Annotated in this window: 23 protein-coding genes and 1 tRNA gene; 8 read left to right on the top strand and 16 right to left on the bottom strand. The window is 64.3% G+C overall.

Going from position 1 to position 22,386, the window contains the following annotated elements; translation table 11 throughout:
• Positions 1-161 precede the first annotated feature (161 nt).
• The 3 genes from WC704_RS00700 to ftsZ all read right to left on the bottom strand — a co-directional run bounded on the left by WC704_RS00700 (position 162) and on the right by ftsZ (position 4,696).
• Positions 162-1,190 carry an alanine racemase gene (locus tag WC704_RS00700; protein WP_372888080.1) on the bottom strand — a complete coding sequence of 343 codons (1,029 nt, stop codon included), beginning with the start codon at positions 1,188-1,190 and terminating at the stop codon, positions 162-164.
• Positions 1,191-1,222: 32 nt separating this feature from the next.
• Positions 1,223-2,854 carry an MFS transporter gene (locus tag WC704_RS00695; RefSeq protein WP_372888695.1) on the bottom strand — a complete coding sequence of 544 codons (1,632 nt, stop codon included), beginning with the start codon at positions 2,852-2,854 and terminating at the stop codon, positions 1,223-1,225.
• 465 nt (positions 2,855-3,319) lie between these two features.
• Positions 3,320-4,696, bottom strand: a complete 1,377-nt coding sequence (gene ftsZ / locus WC704_RS00690) for a cell division protein FtsZ (RefSeq protein WP_372888079.1) — start codon at positions 4,694-4,696, stop codon at positions 3,320-3,322.
• 285 nt (positions 4,697-4,981) lie between these two features.
• Between ftsZ and WC704_RS00685 the strand changes: the two genes are divergently transcribed.
• Positions 4,982-5,587 (top strand): division/cell wall cluster transcriptional repressor MraZ, encoded by a 606-nt coding sequence (locus tag WC704_RS00685; RefSeq protein WP_372888078.1) that lies wholly within the window; start codon positions 4,982-4,984, stop codon positions 5,585-5,587.
• A complete protein-coding gene (locus tag WC704_RS00680; protein WP_372888694.1) occupies positions 5,472-5,810 on the top strand; it encodes a hypothetical protein in 339 nt (112 codons plus the stop codon). The genes WC704_RS00685 and WC704_RS00680 overlap by 116 nt, the downstream gene beginning before the upstream one ends.
• Here WC704_RS00680 and WC704_RS00675 read toward each other — a convergent pair.
• Positions 5,807-7,093, bottom strand: coding sequence for a glycosyltransferase (locus tag WC704_RS00675; protein ID WP_372888077.1), 1,287 nt, complete (start codon positions 7,091-7,093; stop codon positions 5,807-5,809). The genes WC704_RS00680 and WC704_RS00675 overlap by 4 nt on opposite strands.
• A gap of 257 nt (positions 7,094-7,350) precedes the next feature.
• Between WC704_RS00675 and WC704_RS00670 the strand changes: the two genes are divergently transcribed.
• Both WC704_RS00670 and WC704_RS00665 read left to right on the top strand, forming a co-directional pair.
• Positions 7,351-8,931 (top strand): aldehyde dehydrogenase (NADP(+)), encoded by a 1,581-nt coding sequence (locus tag WC704_RS00670; protein WP_372888076.1) that lies wholly within the window; start codon positions 7,351-7,353, stop codon positions 8,929-8,931.
• Complete coding sequence (locus tag WC704_RS00665; RefSeq protein WP_372888693.1) at positions 8,931-9,698, top strand: FadR/GntR family transcriptional regulator; 768 nt, start codon at positions 8,931-8,933, stop codon at positions 9,696-9,698. Before WC704_RS00670 ends, WC704_RS00665 begins: the two co-directional genes overlap by 1 nt.
• Here the strand turns inward: WC704_RS00665 and WC704_RS00660 are convergent.
• Positions 9,677-9,751 (bottom strand) — tRNA-Val (locus WC704_RS00660). The two genes, WC704_RS00665 and WC704_RS00660, sit on opposite strands and share 22 nt — an antisense overlap.
• A gap of 77 nt (positions 9,752-9,828) precedes the next feature.
• Complete coding sequence (gene cpdR, locus WC704_RS00655; protein ID WP_372888075.1) at positions 9,829-10,206, bottom strand: cell cycle two-component system response regulator CpdR; 378 nt, start codon at positions 10,204-10,206, stop codon at positions 9,829-9,831.
• A gap of 111 nt (positions 10,207-10,317) precedes the next feature.
• Here cpdR and WC704_RS00650 point away from each other — a divergent pair, with 111 nt between their 5' ends.
• Positions 10,318-11,166, top strand: coding sequence for an N-formylglutamate amidohydrolase (locus tag WC704_RS00650; protein ID WP_372888074.1), 849 nt, complete (start codon positions 10,318-10,320; stop codon positions 11,164-11,166).
• Positions 11,167-11,336: 170 nt separating this feature from the next.
• Here WC704_RS00650 and WC704_RS00645 read toward each other — a convergent pair whose 3' ends face one another.
• Genes WC704_RS00645 through WC704_RS00635 form a run of 3 tightly spaced genes read right to left on the bottom strand, consistent with a single transcriptional unit; the run spans position 11,337 to position 14,220 of the window.
• A complete protein-coding gene (locus tag WC704_RS00645) occupies positions 11,337-11,897 on the bottom strand; it encodes a cytochrome b (protein ID WP_372888073.1) in 561 nt (186 codons plus the stop codon).
• 1 nt (position 11,898) lies between these two features.
• Positions 11,899-12,669 (bottom strand): SapC family protein, encoded by a 771-nt coding sequence (locus tag WC704_RS00640; protein WP_372888072.1) that lies wholly within the window; start codon positions 12,667-12,669, stop codon positions 11,899-11,901.
• A gap of 60 nt (positions 12,670-12,729) precedes the next feature.
• On the bottom strand, positions 12,730-14,220 hold the full coding sequence (locus tag WC704_RS00635) for an FAD-binding oxidoreductase (protein ID WP_372888071.1): 1,491 nt from the start codon (positions 14,218-14,220) through the stop codon (positions 12,730-12,732).
• Positions 14,221-14,300: 80 nt separating this feature from the next.
• Here WC704_RS00635 and WC704_RS00630 point away from each other — a divergent pair, with 80 nt between their 5' ends.
• The 3 genes from WC704_RS00630 (at position 14,301) to WC704_RS00620 (ending at position 16,529) form a co-directional block, all read left to right on the top strand.
• Positions 14,301-14,759, top strand: coding sequence for a hypothetical protein (locus WC704_RS00630; protein WP_372888070.1), 459 nt, complete (start codon positions 14,301-14,303; stop codon positions 14,757-14,759).
• Between the two features lie 97 nt (positions 14,760-14,856).
• Positions 14,857-16,317, top strand: a complete 1,461-nt coding sequence (locus tag WC704_RS00625; RefSeq protein ID WP_372888069.1) for a DEAD/DEAH box helicase — start codon at positions 14,857-14,859, stop codon at positions 16,315-16,317.
• Between the two features lie 2 nt (positions 16,318-16,319).
• Positions 16,320-16,529 carry a DUF1289 domain-containing protein gene (locus WC704_RS00620; protein ID WP_372888068.1) on the top strand — a complete coding sequence of 70 codons (210 nt, stop codon included), beginning with the start codon at positions 16,320-16,322 and terminating at the stop codon, positions 16,527-16,529.
• Positions 16,530-16,574: 45 nt separating this feature from the next.
• Here WC704_RS00620 and WC704_RS00615 read toward each other — a convergent pair whose 3' ends face one another.
• From WC704_RS00615 to WC704_RS00585, 7 genes are read right to left on the bottom strand one after another with little or no spacing between them, the layout of a single operon-like run.
• Complete coding sequence (locus tag WC704_RS00615) at positions 16,575-17,207, bottom strand: glutathione S-transferase family protein (protein WP_372888067.1); 633 nt, start codon at positions 17,205-17,207, stop codon at positions 16,575-16,577.
• A 55-nt stretch (positions 17,208-17,262) separates the two neighbouring features.
• Positions 17,263-18,138, bottom strand: coding sequence for a dienelactone hydrolase family protein (locus tag WC704_RS00610; protein ID WP_372888066.1), 876 nt, complete (start codon positions 18,136-18,138; stop codon positions 17,263-17,265).
• Between the two features lie 50 nt (positions 18,139-18,188).
• Positions 18,189-19,268: an MBL fold metallo-hydrolase gene (locus WC704_RS00605; protein WP_372888065.1), complete on the bottom strand. Its 1,080-nt coding sequence runs from the start codon at positions 19,266-19,268 to the stop codon at positions 18,189-18,191.
• A gap of 43 nt (positions 19,269-19,311) precedes the next feature.
• Positions 19,312-19,971, bottom strand: a complete 660-nt coding sequence (locus WC704_RS00600; protein ID WP_372888064.1) for an HAD hydrolase-like protein — start codon at positions 19,969-19,971, stop codon at positions 19,312-19,314.
• A 7-nt stretch (positions 19,972-19,978) separates the two neighbouring features.
• Positions 19,979-20,479, bottom strand: a complete 501-nt coding sequence (locus WC704_RS00595; protein WP_372888692.1) for an EF-hand domain-containing protein — start codon at positions 20,477-20,479, stop codon at positions 19,979-19,981.
• Positions 20,479-21,516, bottom strand: coding sequence for a tRNA preQ1(34) S-adenosylmethionine ribosyltransferase-isomerase QueA (gene queA, locus WC704_RS00590; RefSeq protein WP_372888063.1), 1,038 nt, complete (start codon positions 21,514-21,516; stop codon positions 20,479-20,481). Before queA ends, WC704_RS00595 begins: the two co-directional genes overlap by 1 nt.
• Positions 21,517-21,552: 36 nt before the next feature.
• The gene (locus WC704_RS00585) at positions 21,553-22,299 is read right to left on the bottom strand and encodes a peptidylprolyl isomerase (RefSeq protein ID WP_372888062.1); all 747 of its coding nucleotides are present in this window, start codon (positions 22,297-22,299) and stop codon (positions 21,553-21,555) included.
• Between the last annotated feature and the right edge of the window lie 87 nt (positions 22,300-22,386).

The following is a 22,386-nucleotide window of genomic DNA, read 5'->3' as shown; positions in this document are numbered from 1 at the left end:
AATCTAACGGCCAGGACAGCTCTACACTGGCCCTGATCGTTGAGAATTTCCGAAATTAGGCTTTTTAATTCGGCATTGGCGCTAGGCGCGAGGTTGACCAACTCTACTAAGTACAGTCGAGCACCCAACTGCCCTTCCTGGTATCGAGACTCGCCCAGGCCTTAACCCCAAACCCGCCCAAACCGCGCGCCAAGCCCGGTCAGCAACTCATATTGCGACATGCCCGAAGCCGCCGCCGCAGCGGGCAGCGCATACTCCAGCGCAACCCAGTCGCCTTCACGCAGCTCCGGTGCCGCGTCGACGGCAATTGCGGTCAAATCCATCGACACACGCCCCACCACGGGCAACGCAATATCTCCAGCCCGTGCGACGCCGTGATTGCTGAAGCCGCGCCAATAGCCGTCGGCATAGCCGATATTGAGGATCGCCACCTCCATCGGCGCGCGTGCGGTGTACAGCGCGTTATACCCGATCGAATCACCCGCCGCGAGCGTACGGCGTTGCAGGATTTGCGCCTCAGGCATCGCCACCTGTTGCACGACTCCGGCCAATTCTCCCCGCGCGACGCCCCCGTAAAGGGCAAGTCCCGGGCGGGTGAGGTCGAACAGATAATCGGGCCCAAGCGCGATACCCGCAGAATTGGCCAGGCTCAGCCGCCGCGCGCCCGTCCGTCCCTCGAGCGCCCGGAAAGCCGCTGCCTGACGCGCGTTGAGCGGGCTGTCATCATCGGCGCAGGCCAGATGGCTGAGTAAGGTATCGATCTGAAGTCCGTCGAGCAGCCCTTCCAGCACCTCGCGCGGCGCAACCCCGAGCCGGTTGATTCCGGTATCGACCATCACGTCGCACCGCCCGCCCCCAGCGGCCCGCCAGCGCGCCACCTGTGCGGCGCTGTTGAGCACCGGGCGCGCCACGCCGCTTAGCGCCAGCGCCATGTCCTCGGCGCGCACCCCGTGCAGCACCGCCACATCCAGTTCGAGATCGGCGAGCGCCGCCGCCTCTGCCCAGTTTGCGACAAAGAAATCACGGGCCCCCGCCTCGGCCAAGCGCGATGCCACGCCGCGCGCGCCCAGGCCATAGCCGTTGGCCTTGATCGCTGCGCCACATGCCGCCGCGCCACTCATCCGGTCGAGCGCGCGCCAGTTGGCGACAAGCGCGTGGGAATTGAGGCGGAGGCGAAGCGGAGCGGTCATCTCCGCCGGTTACCCCCCTGTGCTGCGCCGCGCTAGTCCGCGCTCGCTGTGCCCGGCTTGCCCTCTTCCAACCCGAACAGCGTCACAACCAATGCCATCGCGACCACGACAACCGTGTACCACAGACCCGCAAAGGGATTGCCGGTATGCACGACAATCACCTGGCTGATCAGCGGAAGGAAGCCGCCGAAATACCCTGTCCCAAGATGATAGGGGATCGACATCGAGCTATAGCGGATACGGGGTGGAAACAGCTCGGTCAGCAATGCCGCGACCGGGCCGTATGTAATCCCCGACAGCGCGCTGAGCGCAAGGATTGCCAACAGGATCAGCGCGATATTGCCGGGCGTCGGCACTACGGGTGCAAGATCGTATCCCGCGCGGGTGAGCGCCGCGTCGAGGCCGGTGTTGCTCATGTCATCCACCCCCACGCCACCGACGATCACCAGCGTCACGGGCGTGTGCGCCTTGGTGTAGGGGATGCCCTTCTTGGACAGATAATCGACAAGACGGCGACATTCGCCCGACTGGTTGGTCGGGAATATCATCGGAAACATTTCGGGCAGCAGTTCATGCGAACAGGCCGGCCCCGAAACCACCACGGGTGCCCGCTTCGCCGCATGTGCCAGTTCGGGGTTGGCGGCACTGCCCATCACCCAGAAAATCGGAAAGATCAGCACAAGTGTCAGCGCATAGCCGATGACGATCGGCGCTTTGCGACCAACCTTGTCCGACAGCCAGCCGAACAACACGAAAAAGCCAAGCCCGAACAACGCACCAACCCCGACGATCACCTGCGCCACGGTTTCCTGCACGCGCATCGTGCCCTGCAGAAACGACAGCACGGTAAACATCGCCGTGTACCAGATCACCGTCAGCCCCGCCGCAATCCCGAACAAGGCGACGAACAAGCGTTTGAGATTGCCCTGATAGGTAAAGCTTTCGACAAACGGGTTGCCCGCGCACGCGCCAGCCGCCTTCATTTGCTGAAACACCGGGCTCTCGGAGAGTTTCAAGCGCATCCATAGCGAAACGGCCAGCAGCGCAATCGAAAACAGGAAGGGGATCCGCCAGCCCCAGCCATTCCACACCGCCGTCGGCATCGCGCCCTTGGTCAACAGGACAACGGCGAGGCTGAGGATGAATCCACCCGCCACGCTTGCCTGAATGAAGCTGGTATAATAGCCGCGCCGCCCCGGCGGCGAGTGTTCAGCGACATAGATTGCCGCGCCGCCATATTCGCCCCCCAAGGCCAGCCCCTGCAGGATCCGCAAGCCCAGCACGATCAACGGTGCGCCCACGCCGATCACCTCCGCCGAGGGAACCAGCCCGACGCCCGCCGTCGCCAGCCCCATCACGGTGATCGTCACGAGGAAGGTATATTTGCGCCCCAGCGTATCGCCGAGATAGCCGAACAGCACCGCGCCAAGCGGGCGGAAGCCAAAGCCAACCGCGAAGCCGCCCCAGGCGTACAGCGTTTGCAGCAATTCGCTTTGCGCCGGGAAAAACGTCCGCCCGATGATACCCGACGCCGCCAGCGTGCCGTAGATGAAAAAATCATACCATTCGAAGATCGTGCCGAGCGATGAGGCGGCGATGATCAGTTGGATGTCCTTGCGCGTCGGCGGCGTGGCCGCCCCCGGGTCTGCATCGCCCTCCAACATCCGCGCCATTATCATCCCCCCAAACTCGCGCCGTTCGTCCGGCGAGACCCGAGGATAAGCGGATTTGGTCGCGCGGCAACCCGGCTAACGCCACATCTAGCTCAAGGGGATGGTGACACAGCTTTATAGCGATCCGCCTTAAGGCAAATGCCGCGTCGCAGCATCGATACCATCCAAACGGGATCATTCATATTGAGGACAATTTGCAACGCAGGCGCGATATCCAGAGAAAACGACCTACATTAAAGCAGGACATTAAACGTCTATCGGGTCGCAGAAATGAAAGTACGCTCGCTTAACCAGTTTCCCATTTCCACGGTTCGCGACAAGCGGCCTTACCCGCCGGGAGCGGGGTTTTTGATTGTCGGCGTCCTGTCGCTGTGCCTTTGGGCGGGGATCGCTGCAATTGCGGTGCTCTTCTGAAACCCGGTCGTTGGCTATCGGTAGAAGGTAACCGCCACCCGATCATTCAGCGGCGTGCATCGCAATTCTGGCGGTGGCGATAAGATTACCAGCCTTCACCGCCGGGCGCGCGGGCGGATCGAAGGGTTTGAGAACGTGAAATGCGCTCGGCGGCACTGCCGTCGATGCCAGAGTGCGCGGAGCGCGCTTCCAGCGTTGCTGCATAGCGCGAGCGGCGTCATAAGTCCGGCGCACAAGCCCGTCGCCGGCGACATGCTGACCTTGCGAGGATGCGACCGGCGGCATTGCCAAGGCGGCGGTGAGGACAAGTTCAGGCTCCTCTGCAACCACCATTGGGCACGGCGGGGCCGGATGAAGCTCCTCCACGTTTGAACATACCGTTGCGGGCGCGGTTACGATCTCCGTTGATGCCTCTTTGCTTGGTTGAAACACATAGGCTGCCGGCATGGGCGGCACCGGTTCGGGGATCGGTATTCCGCCCGCGACGATGCCCACCCGGACGCGCCCCGCGAGTTCAGGATCGATCACCGCACCCCAGACCAATTCGGTGCCCTCCGCCACACGTTTCCGAAGGCAGGTAATCGCCTCTTCCACTTCAAACAGCGTGAGGTCCTCGCCACCCGCCACCGTGACCAGCAACCGCTGCGCGCGCGCCGGCAACCCTTCCAGCAGTGGATTGCACAAAGCGGACCGGGCCGCATCGATGGCGCGATCAGAACCCGCGCAACGCTCCCCAAAGCCGATGACGGCATCGCCGGTCGATGCCAGCAGCGTGCGCATGTCGGCCACACCCACGCGCTTCAATGCCGGGTCCTGCAGCAACAGGGCAAAATCGGTGGCGCTTTCCCCAATGATCGAATCCGATGACCGTAGCGCGGCACTCAGCGTCGTATCGCGACCGGCGACCTCCAGCAGCTTCTGGTTGCACACCGTTACCATCACATCGACCTGCGCGCGTAGGTCGGCGGCACCAAGATCGGCTGCGCGCACGCGCCGCTTGCCCTCGAACGCGAAGGGCTTGGTCGCGACCCCAACGGTCAAAATACCAAGATCGCGCGCCGCCTTGGCGATGATCGGGGCTGCCCCGGTTCCCGTGCCCCCACCCAGACCTGCCGCGATGAAGCATAACGATGCGCCTTGCAGCGCCTCGACGATTTCGGGCAGCGCTTCTTCCGCCGCCGCACGACCGATTTCAGGCCGCCCGCCCGCACCCAACCCCGCAGTGCAGTGGCGCCCGAGTTGCAGACGATTGGCGGCGGGCACCGCGCGCATCGCCTGCACATCGGTGTTGGCGCACACGATCCTCATCCCGCATTCGGGGCGTTGCAACAGCGCCCGAACGGCGTTGCCGCCTGCACCCCCGACCCCGAAAACGATCACACCGCCCTGCTCGGCTCCCCTGTCCTGCCCTAACGTCATATCGATGCTCCCGAGAATCGCAGTACGTAACCTGCCTTCACGGAATTCCTGCGCCGAACCTTTATAGTTAACGATATAGTATCTTTACACTGATCGAAAGTTGTATCGGCGCCATTTCCCGCTCGTTACACGATGGAAACGATAGTTCATTCTTTAGTATGTGAAGAAATGGCAACTCCCCTCCGCAAGTTTACGGGTAGGGCGAATCCCATAAAGTATATCTACTCAATTCCCCGAATCGTTTTCCCGGCGTTAACCATATGTCCGTTGTAAGGGGCATTGGACATGGACGAACTTTTCATAGGCAGCGCGATTTGCGAAGTGACCGAGTGGGGCGACATTCTGTTGCCGCGCCGGTTCCACCAGACGCTGCAACTGCGCTCTCCCGAACCCGTTCTTCTCGTCGGGCTGCACGAGGAATCGCCGTGCCTGGTGGTGTTCGACCGGCTGTACGCGATGCAACGGCAATTCGAGGTGGCGGAACGGCTGGCGGCATCGCCGGGTGGTTTCCAGGACTATCATCGGCTGCGGCGCATCTATGGCTTTGTCGATGAGGCTCCGGTCGCGCCCGATGGCATGATGACGCTGCCACGGATCATGCGCGAACGCGGTGCGATCGGCCAATCCGCCTTGCTCGTCGCAACCGGGGCCCGCTTCGAAATCTGGGATCTGGCCTATGCGCTCGATCATGGCCCCTCCGATCTTGTTACGCTTGCAACGCTTCTGCGTGTCGGCCAAATCGCCAATGAGGTATGCAATGTCGCTACTGTGTCGCCTGTTCGGACATCGGGCCCGACCCCATATCCAGCGCAATCAGGGTTTCGCGTTCAGCACTTGCCAGCGCTGCAACCGCGACATGATCCGGTCGGCGGACGCGCCGCCCACCAGTGAGTGGCGGGACGTCCCCTCCGGGTTCCGGGTAACGCGTAAATCCCGCGCTCGGCCCTGCGATTCGCACCGTGTGTCGATCGGTCCGATGGGGACGTTACGCGTCCGTTCGACCGCGACATACCTGGTGCGCATCGGGGCGACCGCCTTGTTCTGGCACGTGCGCGATGCACTCCGCGCGCAACCCGCACGACGCCAAAAGACCTTGCGGCTGACGCTGGCTTAAGCTGCGTTGTCCAGCGCTTGCGCGATCGCCTCGGCCGCAGCATCGGCACCGTGTTCGTCCGCCATGCGACGCGCAATCTCGGCGGCAACCGCCCGATAGGACGGGTCGTGCAGCAAGCGTGCGATACACCGCGTCGCACGCGCGACCGAAAAGCGATCGGCCCTTAGCCGCAATCCCGCCCCCAGCCGCGCGATGCGGTGGCCGTGGTCATTCTGGTCGCCCATATGCGGCACCACCAATTGCGGCTTGCCCGCGCGCAGCGCCTGCCCCGTCGTCCCGACGCCGCCATGCTGGATGATCGCAGCGGCGCTTTGGAACAGCAACGAGTGCGGGGCATAGCCACACCGCAACACGTCCCCGTCAATCGTCGGCGCGGCATCGCCGCCAACGAGCAAGACCGCGCGCATTCCCAGCCGTCGCGCAACCTCGGCTGCCGTATCGTAAAATCCCCCCGCGCTGTTCACCGCGAAGGAGCCGAGCGTAAACACCAGCGGCGGCGGCCCATCGGCGAGGAAGCCGCAGAGCACCGGGTCCAGTGCCTCCTCGGTCCCGCTGTCGCTGTCGAATACCGGAAATCCGACGATCTTGGTCGAGGGTGGCGCATCGGGTGGCATCGGCGCCAATTGCGGCGAATAGCAGCCCAACCGCAGGATCGAACGCGCATCGGGTTCCAACGCACGCCGCGCGCCCTTGGGCGGCAGACCGTGCTCTGCGCGCACCTGATCGAACTTCCGCCCATAAAGCCCGTGCAGAACCCGCCGCAGCATGGTGTAGGCAGTGCGGTTCCACACACGCCCCACCCGCCCGACTGGCTGATCGCGCATCATCCAGAAATCGGGCGTGCGCGGCGGATCATAAGCCGACAGCATCGCCATTGGCTGCAGGATGACCGATATCAACGGCAAGTTGCGCTTTTCGGCGATCATTGGGGCCGCGAAAACGAAGATCGACGCAACGACCGCCTCTGCATCCGCCGCCACCGCATCCAGCGCGCGCGCACAGTCCGATAGGCCCGGCAACAGGACCTGTTCGAGCATCACCCGTTGATTGGCGATGACTCGCCGAACGGCTTCTTCGTGGCTGAGGCCCATGCGTTTCTGCACAGCCTCGAACCCCGGCAGAATCGCAACAGCCTCCAGCCCGGCCCGGCGACATTTGTTCACCTGGTCCTCGGGCACGGCCAGCACAGGTGTAAAGCCGCGCTTGCGCAGCGCCAGCCCGATCGCAATGAACGGGTGCAAATCGCCCAACGTCCCGATGGTAGTGAGAACGACTTTACGCATTGCGCTTCCACTGGTCGCGTCGGCGCATCGCGTCCAGCCCCTTCCTCACCGATTGCGTCCCATTTTCCGATAAATGGTATCGCCAGCCGATCCCCCTGCCGATCGCCAAATACGCAACGATGCGCCAAACCGACGCCTGCGGACCTCAATTTTCACGCGAAATGCAGCATCGCCGGAATCGTGACCGCGTCGCTCCCGCCTTGTGGAAGAATCACCACCGGCTTAATATGTATGAGTTATTGCTGAAAGGCCTTCCCGTGATCGATGGTTCCATTTTGATCGGTGCCGATGCGCATCAGGCAGCGACCCGCTTCACTGCGGTGAACCCGGCCAGTGGCGAGATTTTGACCCCCAGTTTTTCCTGCGCCGACAACGGCTCCGTTGCCGCCGCCACCGCGTTGGCGGACGCGGCATTCCCAATTTACGCGGCGGTCGATCTACCCACCCGTGCCGCCTTTCTGGAAGCGATTGCCGACAATATCATCGCGATCGGCGATGATCTGATCGTGCGCGCGGTGGCAGAAAGCGGCCTCCCCCGCGCGCGGCTGGAGGGGGAGCGCGGCCGCACCGTTGGCCAGCTCAAGCTGTTCGCGCAGGTGGTGCGACAGGGCGACTGGCTCGATGCGACGATCGACCCCGCGCTGCCCAAGCGTGCCCCGCTGCCTCGCCCCGATGTGCGCCGCGTCAACCTGCCCGTTGGCCCGGTCGCGGTGTTCGGTGCCTCCAACTTCCCGCTCGCTTTTTCGGTCGCGGGTGGCGACACCGCCTCGGCGCTTGCCGCCGGGTGTCCGGTAATCGTGAAGGGGCATCCGGCGCATCCCGGCACCGGCGAATTGGTGGCGCGCGCGATTGGCGCTGCGGTGGCATCGAGCGGCCTGCCCGCCGGCGTCTTTTCCTACCTGCCGGGCGACACCAATGATCTGGGCAGCGCGCTGGTCGCTGACCCGCGCGTGCAAGCGGTCGGCTTCACCGGCTCGCGCGGCGGCGGGCTCGCGCTGATGCGCATCGCCGCCGCGCGGACGCAGCCAATTCCGGTTTATGCCGAAATGGCGAGTATCAACCCGGTGATCCTGTTCCTTGCTGCACTTGCCGCACGCGGACCCGAAATCGCCGCCGGTTTCGTGCAATCGTTGACGACGGGCGCAGGCCAGTTCTGTACCAATCCCGGCCTGATCCTGGCGATTGAAAGCCCCGAACTCGATGCGTTCGTGGCGGAGGCGGGACGCCTGCTGTCGGGCACGCAATCGCTGACCATGCTCACCCCCGGCATCCACGCGAGTTTCGACAAGGGCGTCGAGGCGCTCGCCACGCATCAGGCGGTGCGCACGGTGGCGCGCGGTTGCCCGAGCACCGGGCCGAACCAGGCGGTCGGCGCCCTGTTCGAAACAGACGCCACCCACTTCCTTGCCGACCCCGCGTTAAGCCATGAAGTGTTCGGTTCGTCGTCGATTGTCGTGCGGTGCCGCGACACCGCCCAGCTTGCCACGGTGATCGCCGGGCTCGAAGGGCAATTGACCGCAACGCTGCAAATGGATGCCGCCGACGAAGCCGCCGCCGCCGCCTTGCTCCCCATCCTTGCCCGGCGCGCGGGCCGCATCATCGCGAACGGCTGGCCGACCGGCGTCGAAGTGTGCCCGGCAATGGTACATGGCGGCCCCTACCCCGCCACCAGCGATGGCCGCACCACCTCGGTCGGCACGCTGGCCATCGATCGCTTTTTGCGCCCGGTCGCCTTCCAGAATCTGTCGCAGACGCTGCTGCCGGTCGCGGTGCGCGATGGCAATCCGTGGGACATCGCCCGACGAATCGACGGACTGCGCGAAGCCTCCACGCGATGATGGAGGACGAGCGCGTCTTCTCACCGCGCCTCCACGGCACCATCGCGCACGATATCGGCGTGGAAATCGTCAGCGGCGTGCGCAAACCCGGCGATATGTTCGACGGCGAAATCGAAGCGAGCGAGGCGCTTGGCGTCTCGCGCACCGCCTATCGCGAGGCGATCCGCACCCTCGCCGCCAAGGGGCTGGTCGAAAGCCGCCCCAAAGCGGGTACGCGCGTGACGCCGCGCAGCCGCTGGAACGTGCTCGACATCGACGTGCTCGCCTGGACCTTCGAGGGTGAGCCCGCGACCGATTTCTTCATCGACCTGTTCGAATTACGCGGCGTGATCGAGCCAGCCGCCGCCGCCTTTGCCGCGACGCGACACAGCGATGCCGACCTGATCGAGATGCGTGCCGCGTTCGAGGCGATGAAGCGGTATGGACTGGCGGACCCACGCGGCCAAAATGCCGACCAGCACTTCCACCGCGCCATCCTGGCGGCGGCGCATAACGAGCCGCTGGCGGCGCTGGCCAACTCGGTCGCGGCGGCGGTTCGCTGGACCACCCGATTCAAACACCGCAACCGTGCGCTGCCGCGCGACCCGCTGCCCGATCATCTGCTGGTGCTAGAGGCGATCGTCGACGGTGACGCGGAGGGCGCGCGCCAGGCAATGGCAACGCTGCTGCAACGCGCCCTTTGCGATATGGGGTTCGCCCAGAATACAAAAAAGCCCGCCAACTCAAGGAGCTGGCGGGCCTTTAATGGTGGGCGTGGCAAGGATTGAACTTGCGACCCCTGCGATGTCAACACAGTGCTCTACCACTGAGCTACACGCCCACTTCGCCGCGACAATGCCTGGCGAGCGGCGGGCTTTAACGAAGCCTTGGCCGTCGCGCAAGCGTCTGCGTTACGATTTAAATGTTATCGCTGACCCGCTCATGTTCGAACATGCGATCGACCTCGAGCACAAGGTCGCGGAGATGGAACGGTTTGGACAGGACGCGCGCCTGCGGCATCGTCTTGCCTGCCTTCAGCGTGACCGCTGCAAATCCGGTAATGAACATCACGCGCAAGTCCGGCAGCATATCGCCGGCCTTTTGCGCAAGTTCGATACCGTCCATTTCGGGCATGACGATATCGGTCAACAACAGGTCGAAATGTTCGGTTTCCAGTAACGGAAGCGCCGCCGTTCCGCGATCGACCGCCGCAACCGCGTAGCCCGATCGTTCGAGCGCACGAGTCAGATATTCGCGCATCACGCTATCATCCTCGGCGAGCAATATGCGTATCATTCCAAAATCCCGCCTCACAGCCTTGCTGCGCTCCACGATGCTTACTTATGCGCAAAGGCCTTAACATTTTCCAGCCGGATCCTTGCATCCCTTGTGCTATCCTCCGCACGAATGACCCCACCCGACTGCGCCTTCGACCGCTATGGCGATGATCCGCCTGCCAGCCCGATCGTGCTGTCGGTTCCGCACGCCGGGCGCGATTACCCGATGGCGCTCCGCGCTGCGCTACGCGTCCCGCTTGCGGCGGCCACCGTGCTGGAGGATCGCTACATCGATGCCGTGGCCCTGGCCGCGCATGATGGGGAGCCGCTGTTCATACAACGCCGCGCCCGTGCCTGGATCGACCTCAATCGCTCGGAGCAAGAACGCGACCCGGCAATTGACGAAGGTGCTGCATGGACCGCGCTGCCGCTGGCATCGGCGAAATTGCGCGGCGGGCTCGGGCTCGTGCCACGGCGAATCGCGGGGGCGGGCGAATTGTGGCGGCGGCGACTCGATGCCTACGATGTCGCCGCGCGCATCCGCGACGATCATCGCCCATATCATGCCGCGCTCTCACAAGCGCTGGCGGTGGCGCGGGGCCGGTTTGGAACGGCGGTGCTGCTCGACATCCATTCGATGCCATCGCTCGGGCCGGATCGAGCGCGGCTCGTCATCGGCGATCGCTTCGGGCGTAGCGCAGGCACACGCTTCATTGCCGCGTTGGAGGTCGTAGCGGCGCGGCACGGCATCCCGGTCGCGCTCAACGTGCCCTATGCTGGCGGCCACATCCTCGATACCCATGCCTGCCCGGCCAACGGCATTCATGCCATTCAGATCGAATTCGATCGCACCCTCTATCTCGATCCCGCCGGGGATCGTCCCGGCGACAAGCTTGGGGCGATTGCGCGGCTCTTGCGCGACATGATCGATGCACTGGCCGACGAAGCCGCCACGCCGCTGTCGATTGCGGCGGAATAAAAAACCACCGCGTGCAATGCAGCACGCGGTGGCCAAGGTTCAGGGAGGAGGCACCCTGAAAGGGTGCCGCGCGGCCCCGCGAAAGGGGGGAACACGAAGCCGCGTGCAACAGATATAGGTAAGAGGTTTTCGCGCTTCAAGGACCAAATTATCGCGCGTCGCAGGCTATACTATTCCGATCGTGCGAGCAGCGGAATCATTCGCGAAAGCGTCCCGTCGCGCAGCACGAAATGGTGACGCAACGCGGCACAAACGTGCAGTACGACCAACCCCACCATGACATAGCCAAGCAAACCATGCGCCGTGTGCGCGAAACCGCTGGCGGCACGCGAAATCGGCAAGACCGGCACGTCGAACGCGCCGAACCAGGAGAAGGGCTTGCTGGTCGGCTTTCCGGACACCAGCATCCAACCGGTGATCGGCAACGCCAACAGCAACCCGTAAAACGCCAGATGCACAAACGCTGCGGCCCAGCGCTCCCATGCGGTTGCCGACGCAGGCGGTGGCGGCGGGCGATACGCCAGCCGCCACGCGATACGGACGAAGGTTAGAACCAGCACGGTGATGCCGATGGCCTTGTGCAAGGGAATCACCCCTTTCACGCCATCGAGCACCGATTCGTGCAGCAGCCCGATCGTCAGATTGACCAGGACAAGCGCGGCGAGGATCCAGTGCAACCAGATCGCCCCGCGCGTATAACGGTCAAGCACGATGATCGCGCTGCGTGCCATTTCAGTCGACCAACTGCGGCACGGGCACCTTGCCCTGCTTCACTTGACGGTCGAAAATCTGCGGCAGCGTCGAGAGCGAGAAGAGGTGCGCGTACAGCAAGGGCAGCAGGCCCGACTTTTGGATCTTGCGCAGTTGGTCCCCACGCAGATCGTTCAGCTTTTCCTCGTTCACCATCTGGAACCCGCGATAGATGAAGGGCTTGTCATTGCCTTCAAGCTGCAGCGTGACTTCGCCTTCCATCAGCAGGTCGAGCTCGCGCAATTCCGCCATGAAGTTTGCCGTGCGCGCGCCAGCCTGTTCGAACTGCTCGTTGAAGCTCAGAATGTTCTGCACAATGTCGGTTGGCTTGCCATCGGCGAACAGGGCCTCTCCCTCCTCGAAGGCGCCGATCGTCTTGTCGGTCGGATCGAAGCACAGCGACAATTCCTCTGCATTGGGACGCAGCCGCGCGAGCATGAAGGGATAACGGCGGACGTAGGCAGGCACATAAACCTGGTCTTCGATCAGCTTGCCATCGTCGTCGATGAACACGTTGACGCCCTCGTTCAGGCCCATCAACGCGATCGGGATCGCATCATCGCCGCTGGTGAAGACGATCGGCAGCGAACGCTGCGCCGCGACGAATTCGTCAACGGTGATCGGAATGGCATGTTGGCCAACCAGAAAGCTCGCCCGGTCCAGCGCGCGGAAACGGAAGGCCGCGTGTGCCTCGCTCGAAAGCGGCTCAAGCGCGTTGTAGAACAGCGGAAGGGATTGCGGCGCGCTGGCCATCAGACATTCTCCATCGACAAGGTAAAGCGCGCGGTTTGCTACGCCGGATGGCCGCTGGCTCTATGGTGCGCGCGGGGTTTCCGCAAGGCCGTGCAAAGGAGCGACCAATTTGCCCGGGTTCATTATGCCCTGCGGATCAAGCCCCGCCTTGATCGCGCGCAACGACGCAAGCCGCGCGGGCGACGACAGACGCTCCAGTTCCGCACGTTTCATCTGGCCAATACCATGCTCAGCCGAAATAGAGCCGCCCGCCGCCACCACCAGATCATGCACGAAGCGCGTGACCAGCGGTGCATCCCCGGCATACCAATGTGCGGGATCGGTGCCGACTGGCGCACGCACATGAAAATGCACGTTGCCATCCCCCAAATGACCAAAAGCGGTGGCGTGCGTGCCGGGAAAGCGGGCTTCCGCAGCCGCAGCGGCCTCGATCATGAAGCGTGGCATGGTCGCGACGGGCACCGAAATGTCGTGCTGCACCGCCGGGCCGCTGGCGCGCTCCGCCTCGGACAGCGAATCGCGGATGCGCCAGAACGCCTCGGCCTGCGCCTCCGACGCGGCAATCGTCGCATCGGCGACCAACCCATCGGCGATCGCCGGAGCGAGCAGCCGTTCGAGCAACGACGCGGGCGATTCGATTGCCGGATCGGACGTGGTCGCCTCGATCAGCACATGCCAGGCGTGCCGCCCTGCCAGCGGCGCGCGCGTACCGGCTATGTGCTGCAACACCAATGCCAGCGAATCGCCGGGCACGATCTCGAAACTCTCGATCGCATCGGTCGCGCGCTCCAGCCGCCGCAGCAGCGTGAGCGCGGCCTCGGGGTCGGCAAGACCGACCCACGCCACCGCGCGCTGCGCCACGGCCGGGTAAAGGCGCAGCGTCACCGCGGTGATGACGCCAAGCGTACCTTCGGCACCGATCAGCAGGTGATCGAGATCATAGCCGCGATTGTCCTTTTTCAGCGCGGCCAGCCCATCGTGAATGTCTCCGCTCGGCAGCACCGCCTCAACGCCAGCGACCAGCCCGCGCATCGTCCCGAAGCGCAGCACTTGCGTGCCACCGGCATTGGTCGATGCCAGCCCGCCGATCGTGGCACTGCCGCGCGACCCCAGCGTCAACGGAAAGCGCATACCCTGCGCCGCGACGGCGGCGTGGAGATCGGCCAAAATCACCCCCGCCTCCACCACCGCCAGCCCTGCTGCCGGATCGATCGAACGGATACGGTTCATCCGGCGCAACGACAGAATCAGCGCGGAACCATCGGGCGTGGGCGTGGCCCCGCCGACCATCGAGGTATTGCCGCCCTGCGGAACCAGCGGCACGGCATATTGGCTGGCAAGGCGGATAGCCTGCGCGACTCCGGCGGTGGTGTCGGGCGACAGGATCGCGGGGCTGCGCCCATGAAAGCGCCCGCGCCAGTCGTTCAGCCACGGGGCAATATCGCGCGCGTCTGTCGTCACCGCCTTGGCCCCTTGCGCGGACCGGACCGCCTCGATCACTTTTTGCTGGGCCGCATTGGCGGGTTCATCGTGCATCTGGACGTCGGTCATTCTATCGCCGTAACATTGCCATGATCTGTCGCCAATTCATCAGGTGTTCAACCATAAGCGGTAACGCTCGCGTTATCCGTATGCACAATCTTGCCCTTCCCGCTTCGTTGCTCCTTGCGCTCGTGCCGACCACCTCGGCGGCGACGGCGCAAATCGATGGCGTCGCACTCGCGCAATTGACCATCCACCAACGGATCGTGATCCGCATTCCACGGGTGCTCGGCGCGCGCACGGCGCAGCGATCGGAACCCGCGCCGCCGCGCTGGAACGAGAAAAAAGGGCCGAAATGCGTGGCGCTGGCCGCAATCGAGGGCGCGATCATCTCGGGCGAAGACAGCGTCGATTTGATCCTTGAAGACGATACGCGGCTGCGCGCGCGCTTTGACGACAAATGTCCGGCACTGGATTTTTATTCGGGTCTCTACATGAAAGCCACGCCCGACGGGATGATCTGCGCCGAGCGCGACTCGATTCGCGCGCGATCGGGCAGCGCCTGCCGAATCGACGGTTTCAAACGCCTGGTCAGCAAGACCAGATAGAACGACGCCCCGTTTACCTTGACATTTCGCCCCTGATCGGCAAGCGCTTTTCAACCGTTCGCGGGCGCTTCGCCCGGGCGCTTTTTCCGGATACCGCATGACTTTTGCCGATCTCGGCCTTTCCGACGAACTCCAGCGCGCCGTCAACGAGTCCGGCTATACCGAGCCGACTCCCATTCAGGCGAGCGCGATCCCCTCTGTGCTGATGGGCAAGGACCTTGTTGCCATCGCGCAGACGGGCACGGGCAAGACCGCCGCCTTCGTGCTGCCGATGATCGATATTCTCGGTGAGGGCCGGTCGCGCGCGCGGATGCCACGCTCGTTGATCCTCGAACCGACGCGCGAACTGGCCGCTCAGGTCGCCGAGAATTTCGAGAAATACGGCAAATATCACAAGCTTTCGATGGCATTGCTGATTGGCGGCGTCTCGATGGGCGACCAGACCGCCGCACTCGAAAAGGGGGTCGATGTCCTCATCGCGACGCCGGGTCGCTTGATGGATTTGTTCGGGCGCGGGAAAATCCTGCTCACCGGCTGTTCGATGCTCGTGATCGACGAGGCCGACCGGATGCTCGACATGGGGTTCATCCCCGATATCGAGGAAATCTGCACCAAATTGCCCAAGACACGGCAGACGTTGCTGTTCTCGGCAACGATGCCGCCGCCGATCAAGAAGCTCGCCGACAAGTTTCTCGACAATCCCAAGACGATCGAGGTCGCGCGGCCCGCGACCGCCAACGTCAACATCAAGCAGTGGCTGGTCAACGTTTCCGCCGCCAAGAAGCGCGATACGCTGATTGCGCTGCTGCGCTCGGAAGACGTGCAGACCGGCATCATCTTCTCCAACCGCAAGACGACGGTGCGCGAGCTCAACAAGGCGCTGCAGCGGGCGGGTTTCGCTTCGGGTGAAATCCACGGCGATATGGAGCAGGCGCAGCGCATCGCCGAACTCGATCGTTTCAAGAAGGGCGAGATCAAGATCCTCGTCGCTTCCGACGTCGCCGCGCGCGGCATCGACATCAAGGGCGTCAGCCACGTCTTCAACTATGACGCGCCGTGGCACCCCGACGATTATGTCCACCGCATCGGCCGTACCGGCCGCGCGGGCGCGACCGGCATCGCCTTCACCTTCGCGACGCCCGACGACGCCGAAAACATCCAGAATATCGAAAAGCTGACCGGTCTGAAGATCGAGCGCTACGAGACCGGCACTACCCTCGCTCCCGACGACACACCAGAAGCGCCGCGCGAGGCTGCCCCGAAAACACGTCGGCGTCCCAAGGCTGCCACCAAGTCCGCCGCAGCCCCGGTTGACGCCGAGGATGCTCCGGTCGAGGCCGAGCGCCCCGCCCGCGCTCCACGTCCGCCCCGTGCCGAACGCCCCGCACGCGAAGCCCGCGCGCCGCGCGAGGATCGCCCCGCACGCGACAGCCGCCCGCCGCGCAACGCACCGACTGTCCGCGCAGAGCCGCTGGAGCCAATCGATGCGGTCGATGATGGCGGCTGGAACGGCCCGATGCCGAACTTCCTGCTGGCCAAATTGACCCTGACCGACTGAGCGTGGCCGATCCGGGCACCGACTCAGTTTTGCCGCCGATCCAAAGCCCCTGCGTCAGCCGGTGCGAAATCGATCCCGTCATCGGCCTATGCGAAGGCTGCGCGCGCTCGCTCGACGAAATCGCACAATGGGGCAGCGCCACCCCGGCGTGGCGCGCCGCGATAATGGCGGCGCTCCCGGGACGGCGCGTTCGTGGCAATCCTCCCGCCTGATCGGGCGTATCGCGAAAGCAGGGCCACCTGCTCCTGCACCAAGCGTTACCCCGCCGATGCAGGTGCCGGCATCAGCGCATTGTCGATCTCGTGAGCCCGGCGATAGGCCGCACGTTCCTGCACCCGCCCCAGATAATCCTCAAATGCCGCGCGCTTGGGCAGCGTACCGAATTGCACACCCCAGGCGACTTGCGATCCGGCATAGACGTCCGCAGCCGTAAAGCTGTCCCCCGCGAAATAGCGATGCGCCGACACTGCCTTTTCCAGCGTATCGACCGCGAGATCGTACGAACCATAGCCCGCCATGCGTTGTTGCGCGTCGGTCGGCGTCACCCCGAGCGAGCGGTTGGTGATCGCATGTTCCAGCGGCCCCGCAGCGAAGAACAGCCAGCGATAATAGTCCGCCCGCTCCGTAGTCGCCGGAGCCAGGCCTGCCTCGGGAAACGCATCGGCGAGATAGGCGCAAATCGCCGCACATTCGGTGACGACATGCCCGTTATGGACGATTGCGGGCACTTTCCCCATCGGGTTGACCGACAGATACGGCTCCTGCTTCATCGTCGTCGCGTAATCGAGCAGCACCGTCTCATAGGGCGCACCGACTTCTTCAAGCATCCAGCGCGCGATCCGACCGCGCGACATCGGGTTGGTGTAAAAGGTCAGTTCCGCCACGATCATGCTCCCCCAAATAGCGCCTAGCGACTCTCGGGAACATTGGTGGAACGAATCGCCCTTATCCGTCAAGATGCCGGTGCAGGAAAGCGATCGTCCGCTCCCACGCCAAATCGGCGGCAGGTTTGTTATACCGTTCCGCCGAAGTATCGTTGTTGAAGGCGTGATCGACACCGTCATAAGTATAAGCGGCCACGTCCTTGCCCGCCGCTTTGAGCGCCGCGACCCACGGCTCGCCGGTGGCCGCAACGCGGGCATCCTTGCCGGCATAATGCAGCAACAACGGTGCCGCGACGACCCCCGCCTCGGCCGGATCGGGTGCCGGGCCATAATAAGCGACGCCCGCCGCCAGCGCATTGCCCGCAGCAACCGCGACGCGATTGACGAGCGCACCGCCCCAGCAAAAGCCGATAATGCCAACCTTCCCGTTCGCGCCCGGCTGCGCCGACATCGCACCAATCGTGGCGACGGCTTCCCCGATGATCGCAGCGAGATCGGCCTTGCCAATCATCTCGCGGGCGACATTTTCGTCGGCGGGGGTGCCGCCCTGGTCGCTCAGAAAATCGGGTGCAATCACCGAAAAACCCGCCAACGCCACACGCCGCGCAACGTCCTGGATATGCGCATTCAGCCCGCGATTTTCATGCACGACGATAACGACGCCCGCATGTTTGGCATCCTTTGGTGCCGCAAAATAGCCCGTCAATTGCTTGCCCGGCCCAACCGCATAGGTCCCCGTGCGCGTCACCAGCGCCGGATCATCGGGCTGGGTGATCGAGGCGGCGGCGGGCGAAGCCGCAATCCCCGCGATCAGCACTTCGGCAGCGGCCACCGATCCGACCAGCCCGACCATCTCACGCAACAGCGTGCGGCGGTCGCGATGTTCATGGGTGAAGGCATCGTAAAGCTGAATGGCGCGATCACGCATATCGGACATGGGAATTCCTCGAACGATTCGCCTCGCAGGCGTTACCGCACGCTACCCCGTCACACCGCGCGATACCACCATACACCGTCCTCGATCGTCTTCACCGCGCGCCCTTCGACCTCCAGCCGCCGGACATGCGCCAGGGCTTCGCCCGTTGCCATGCCGAGCATGTCGGGCCCGATCGCGCGCCGGAACAACCGCCCAAAACAATCGATCGCGCGACGCGGTTCGGCCAGGAACGCCTCCAGCTCATCGAGCCGCTCGCGATGTTCGCGGTCCATCGCATCGAGCCTGGCGTGCAGCCCGGTAAACGGATCGCCATGCCCCGGCAGCACCAGCACATCATCGGGCAATGCCTTCAACCGCGCGATCGAATCGAACCATTCGCCCAGCGGATCGGCCACGGGTTCGGTCACGCCGAGCGACACGTTGGGGCTGATTCGCGGCAGCACCTGATCGCCCGAAATCAACACCTTGCCGATTGGATCGTACAGACAGGCATGTTCGGGGCTGTGCCCCGACCCGACCACCACCTGCCACTCGACCGCGCCGATCAGCCGCGTATCGCCATGCTGGACGCGGGTGTAGCCGAGCGGCAGCGGCGTGACGATCCGTCGGAACCCCGCCCAGCCACGCTCGCTGGCATGGGCAATCTGCGCATCGTCCCACCCCGCCGCGCGCCAGAAGGCGATCATCTCGCTCGGCACGGCATCGCGCGCATCGGCAACCAGCATCCGCGCGGTCAGCCATTCGCCACGCGTCATCACCAAGGGGCAACCATGCGTGTCGCATATCCAGCCCGCCAGCCCGATATGATCGGGGTGGAAATGCGTGCCGATCATCTGCGTCACCCGCACACCGGCCAGCGGCCCCTGCCCCAAAGCCTCCCACGCCGCGCGCGCCTCGGGCGTGTTCATGCCGGTATCGACCAGCGCCACCCCGTCCGCATCGTCGAGCAGCCAGCAATTGACATGCTTGAGCGGTCCCGGAACGTGCAGCCGTACCCACCCAATGCCGGGGGCCGCGCGCATCACCGCGCCGGGCGCTGGCTCGGCCCCGCCATAGGGATAGGTCAGCCCCTTATGGCTGGTCGGAACGAAGCTCTGCTCGACCGGGACGGCCGCGTCTGCAATGGACATAGCTTCGGTTAGCGCGGGTGCGCGCGCCAAGTCACGCACTTCCTCAGGCAAGGAGCGTCGCCTGCTCGCCCAGCAACAGCCGCAACACCTCATCGGGCGATTCGAACAGGACGTCTGGGTTGAGCCGCGCCAGCCCATCACGATTGGCATAACCCCACAGCACCGCGCCCGAACAAATGCCGACCTTCTTCGCCGCCACCACGTCGCGCGTCTCGTCGCCGATCGAGATGACATGCTCGATCGCAACCTTGCTCTTGCGCAGCACGCGGCGATAGCGCGGTGCCTTGCCGAACAGGGACGCGCCGCATTCGAACCATTCGATCAACGCGGCATTTTCGGGGCCGAGGATGGCGCGGGCATTATGCTCGGCATTGGAGGTGACCAGCGCCATGCGCACGCCATTGTCCGCCAGTTGCCGCAGCAATGGCGTAACGCCCTCGAACAAGGCGATCCGGTCGGTCTGTTCGGCCAACAGGCGATGGAGGTAGCGCCCGATCTTGGGCAATTTCCAGCGCGGAATACCGAGATGACGGATCACTTCGCCCGTCGTGCGCCCGCGCAGCGACGCCACGTCCTCGGGTGCCACCCTACGGAACTTGAACCGGTCGGCGAGATGGTCGGCCACCGACAGGAACCAGTCCCCACTATCGGCCAGCGTTCCGTCGAAATCGAAAATCACCAGACGATAGCGCGGATCGGGCATGGTCATCTCAGCGCGATTGCGAGGGGCGGCGGTGGCCGCGCTTGCCGTCATCCCCCTGGGGAACCGCGACACTGCGAATGGTGACCAGTTCCGCCCGCGTCACCGCACCATCCTTGTTGGTGTCGAAACGGTCGAACAGGCTGGAAAACTGCGTCTGCAATTCGGCAAGCGTTATGCGGTTGTCACCGTCGCTATCCACGCCAAACGGGCTTGGCAGCGCATTGCGATCCCCCAGCCATTTCAACGCCCAGTCGCTAAACCCGATATAGCCGATCGAGCCGGTATGCGCGGAGTCGGCATCGGCGAAACTGCGCGCGATACAGGCGGTGAGCTCGGCGCGCGTGGTGCGCCCGTCGCCATCACCGTCACACGCGGCGATGAGCATTGCCGCCGGTTCAACCACGATCGTCGCCGCGGGCTGACGGGCTGGCGGGGGCGTAACGACGGACAGGGTTTGCGCCGACAGCGGGGCGGCGAGCGCAAGCAGCAAGACCGAACCGGCGCGCATCACTTCTCCCTCTTCGGCAGCAACAGACTGGCATCGCCATAGCTGTAGAATCGATAGCCGTCTCGCACCGCATGGGCATAAGCGGCCTGCATCCGCTCGGTGCCCATCAGCGCCGATACCAGCATGAACAATGTCGATCGCGGCAAGTGGAAGTTGGTGACGAGCCCGTCGATACCCTTAAAGCGATAGCCGGGCGTGATGAAGATCGCGGTGTCGCCCTCAAAGGGACGAATTACCCCGTCTGCCCCGGTCGCGCTTTCGATCAGGCGCAGGCTGGTGGTGCCGACCGCGATCACCCGCCCGCCACGCGCGCGCACCGCGTTGAGCCGGTCGGCGGTCGGCGCGTCGATACGGCCCCATTCGGCGTGCATCTTGTGGTCGGCTATGTTCTCCGCTTTGACCGGCAGGAACGTGCCCGCACCGACATGCAGCGTCAGCGTCGCATGGTCGATACCGGCCTCCGCAAGCGTCGCCATCAGGTCGGGGGTGAAGTGCAACGCCGCCGTCGGTGCCGCGACCGCGCCCTTTTCGGCGGCGAACATCGTCTGGTAATCGTCGGCGTCCTGCGCATCGGCGGGGCGGCGCGCGGCGATGTAGGGCGGCAATGGCATCCGGCCCGCGCGTTCCAGCAACACTTCGACCGGCTCGTCACCCGAAAAATCGAGCGCGAAGCTGCCATCCGTGCCGCGGTCGCGGGCATAAGCGGCCACGCCATTGCCGAAATCGATTTCGTCGCCATCGCGCAGCCGCCGCGCATTGCGGATGAAGGCGCGCCACCGCCGTGGCCCCTCGCGCTTGTGCAGCGTCGCGCCAATCCGCGAATCGCCTCGCCTTCCCTCCAATTGCGCAGGGATGACGCGCGTATCGTTGAACACCAGCATGTCGCCCGCGCGCAACGCGGCGGGCAAATCGCCAACATGCCAATCAAGCGTGGCAGCGCCATCCAGCACGAGCAGCCGCGCACTGTCACGCGGCGACGCCGGGCGCAGCGCGATGCACTCCGGCGGCAAAACGAAGTCGAACAGATCGACCTTCATGACGGTACTCCCCCCGTCGTGGCAGGTATCAGCGGTTCAGGCGGCCTTCTTCTTCGGCGCGGCCTTGGGCGCAGGCTGCAACACCGGCGTGGCGGGCGCGAGCGTTGCAGGCGCAACCACGGGCGCTGGCGGAGGAGGCGCATAAGCCGGGGGATTGTCCGCCGCGATATAGGCATGGAGAATGCGCGAGGGGTTGACGGGCGGCTCTCCGCGCACGACCGCATCGACATAGTCCATGCCCGAGATGACGCGGCCAAAGACGGTGTATTTGCGGTCGATCTTCAATATCGGGTTGAACACGATGAAGAACTGGCTGTTGGCGCTGTTTTCGGCCTTGGTCACTTCCTCGACGGTCGCGCCCTCAGCCGATCCCTCGCGCGCCGCCGACACGGCACCGCGCACGTGCGGCAGCCAGTTGAACTCGGCCGGAACGTCGGGCAGCTTCGATCCGCCCGTACCGTCGCCCTTGGGGTCGCCGGTCTGCGCCATAAACCCTTCGATTACGCGGTGGAACAGCAGCCCGTCATAAAAATGCTGCCGGGTCAGCGTCTTGACGCGTTCGACCATCTTGGGCGCAGCGTCCGACCGCAGCCAAATGACCACGCGGCCACCAGTCGACAAGTCGAGATAGAGCAAATTCTCCGGGTCGCTCGCCGAGGGAATGTCGGGTCGACCGACAGTGGTGACGACCGCGCTCTTGGGGTCCGGCTTCTTTTTGGCGGCAAAGGCGGGCCCGGCGACGAACGCGAGGATGAAGACCAGAAAGGTGGTAACGAAACGCATCATTTCCCCGCGAAAAACTCGGTGTGGACCCGCGCTTAGACCAAGTCGCCGCTTGCGCCAATCTGAACGTGGCGCGCGAAAGCGACC

Source organism: Sphingomonas sp. (genome assembly GCF_041661885.1).
In the GTDB taxonomy this organism is placed as follows: Bacteria; Pseudomonadota; Alphaproteobacteria; order Sphingomonadales; family Sphingomonadaceae; genus Sphingomonas.
Note: the sequence above shows the minus strand (reverse complement) of the source record. Positions and strands in the feature narration are given on the sequence as shown.

Excerpts from the sequence above, each read along its gene's own strand:
- WC704_RS00700 (WP_372888080.1), bottom strand. The coding sequence starts at position 1,190 with ATGACCGCTCCGCTTCGCCTCCGCCTCAATTCCCACGCGCTTGTCGCC.
- WC704_RS00695 (WP_372888695.1), bottom strand. The coding sequence starts at position 2,854 with ATGTTGGAGGGCGATGCAGACCCGGGGGCGGCCACGCCGCCGACGCGC.
- ftsZ (WP_372888079.1), bottom strand. The coding sequence starts at position 4,696 with ATGACGTTAGGGCAGGACAGGGGAGCCGAGCAGGGCGGTGTGATCGTT.
- WC704_RS00685 (WP_372888078.1), top strand. The coding sequence starts at position 4,982 with ATGGACGAACTTTTCATAGGCAGCGCGATTTGCGAAGTGACCGAGTGG.
- WC704_RS00675 (WP_372888077.1), bottom strand. The coding sequence starts at position 7,093 with ATGCGTAAAGTCGTTCTCACTACCATCGGGACGTTGGGCGATTTGCAC.
- WC704_RS00665 (WP_372888693.1), top strand. The coding sequence starts at position 8,931 with ATGGAGGACGAGCGCGTCTTCTCACCGCGCCTCCACGGCACCATCGCG.
- cpdR (WP_372888075.1), bottom strand. The coding sequence starts at position 10,206 with ATGATACGCATATTGCTCGCCGAGGATGATAGCGTGATGCGCGAATAT.
- WC704_RS00650 (WP_372888074.1), top strand. The coding sequence starts at position 10,318 with ATGACCCCACCCGACTGCGCCTTCGACCGCTATGGCGATGATCCGCCT.
- WC704_RS00645 (WP_372888073.1), bottom strand. The coding sequence starts at position 11,897 with ATGGCACGCAGCGCGATCATCGTGCTTGACCGTTATACGCGCGGGGCG.
- WC704_RS00640 (WP_372888072.1), bottom strand. The coding sequence starts at position 12,669 with ATGGCCAGCGCGCCGCAATCCCTTCCGCTGTTCTACAACGCGCTTGAG.
- WC704_RS00635 (WP_372888071.1), bottom strand. The coding sequence starts at position 14,220 with ATGACCGACGTCCAGATGCACGATGAACCCGCCAATGCGGCCCAGCAA.
- WC704_RS00630 (WP_372888070.1), top strand. The coding sequence starts at position 14,301 with ATGCACAATCTTGCCCTTCCCGCTTCGTTGCTCCTTGCGCTCGTGCCG.
- WC704_RS00625 (WP_372888069.1), top strand. The coding sequence starts at position 14,857 with ATGACTTTTGCCGATCTCGGCCTTTCCGACGAACTCCAGCGCGCCGTC.
- WC704_RS00615 (WP_372888067.1), bottom strand. The coding sequence starts at position 17,207 with ATGATCGTGGCGGAACTGACCTTTTACACCAACCCGATGTCGCGCGGT.
- WC704_RS00610 (WP_372888066.1), bottom strand. The coding sequence starts at position 18,138 with ATGTCCGATATGCGTGATCGCGCCATTCAGCTTTACGATGCCTTCACC.
- WC704_RS00605 (WP_372888065.1), bottom strand. The coding sequence starts at position 19,268 with ATGTCCATTGCAGACGCGGCCGTCCCGGTCGAGCAGAGCTTCGTTCCG.
- WC704_RS00600 (WP_372888064.1), bottom strand. The coding sequence starts at position 19,971 with ATGCCCGATCCGCGCTATCGTCTGGTGATTTTCGATTTCGACGGAACG.
- WC704_RS00595 (WP_372888692.1), bottom strand. The coding sequence starts at position 20,479 with ATGCGCGCCGGTTCGGTCTTGCTGCTTGCGCTCGCCGCCCCGCTGTCG.
- queA (WP_372888063.1), bottom strand. The coding sequence starts at position 21,516 with ATGAAGGTCGATCTGTTCGACTTCGTTTTGCCGCCGGAGTGCATCGCG.
- WC704_RS00585 (WP_372888062.1), bottom strand. The coding sequence starts at position 22,299 with ATGCGTTTCGTTACCACCTTTCTGGTCTTCATCCTCGCGTTCGTCGCC.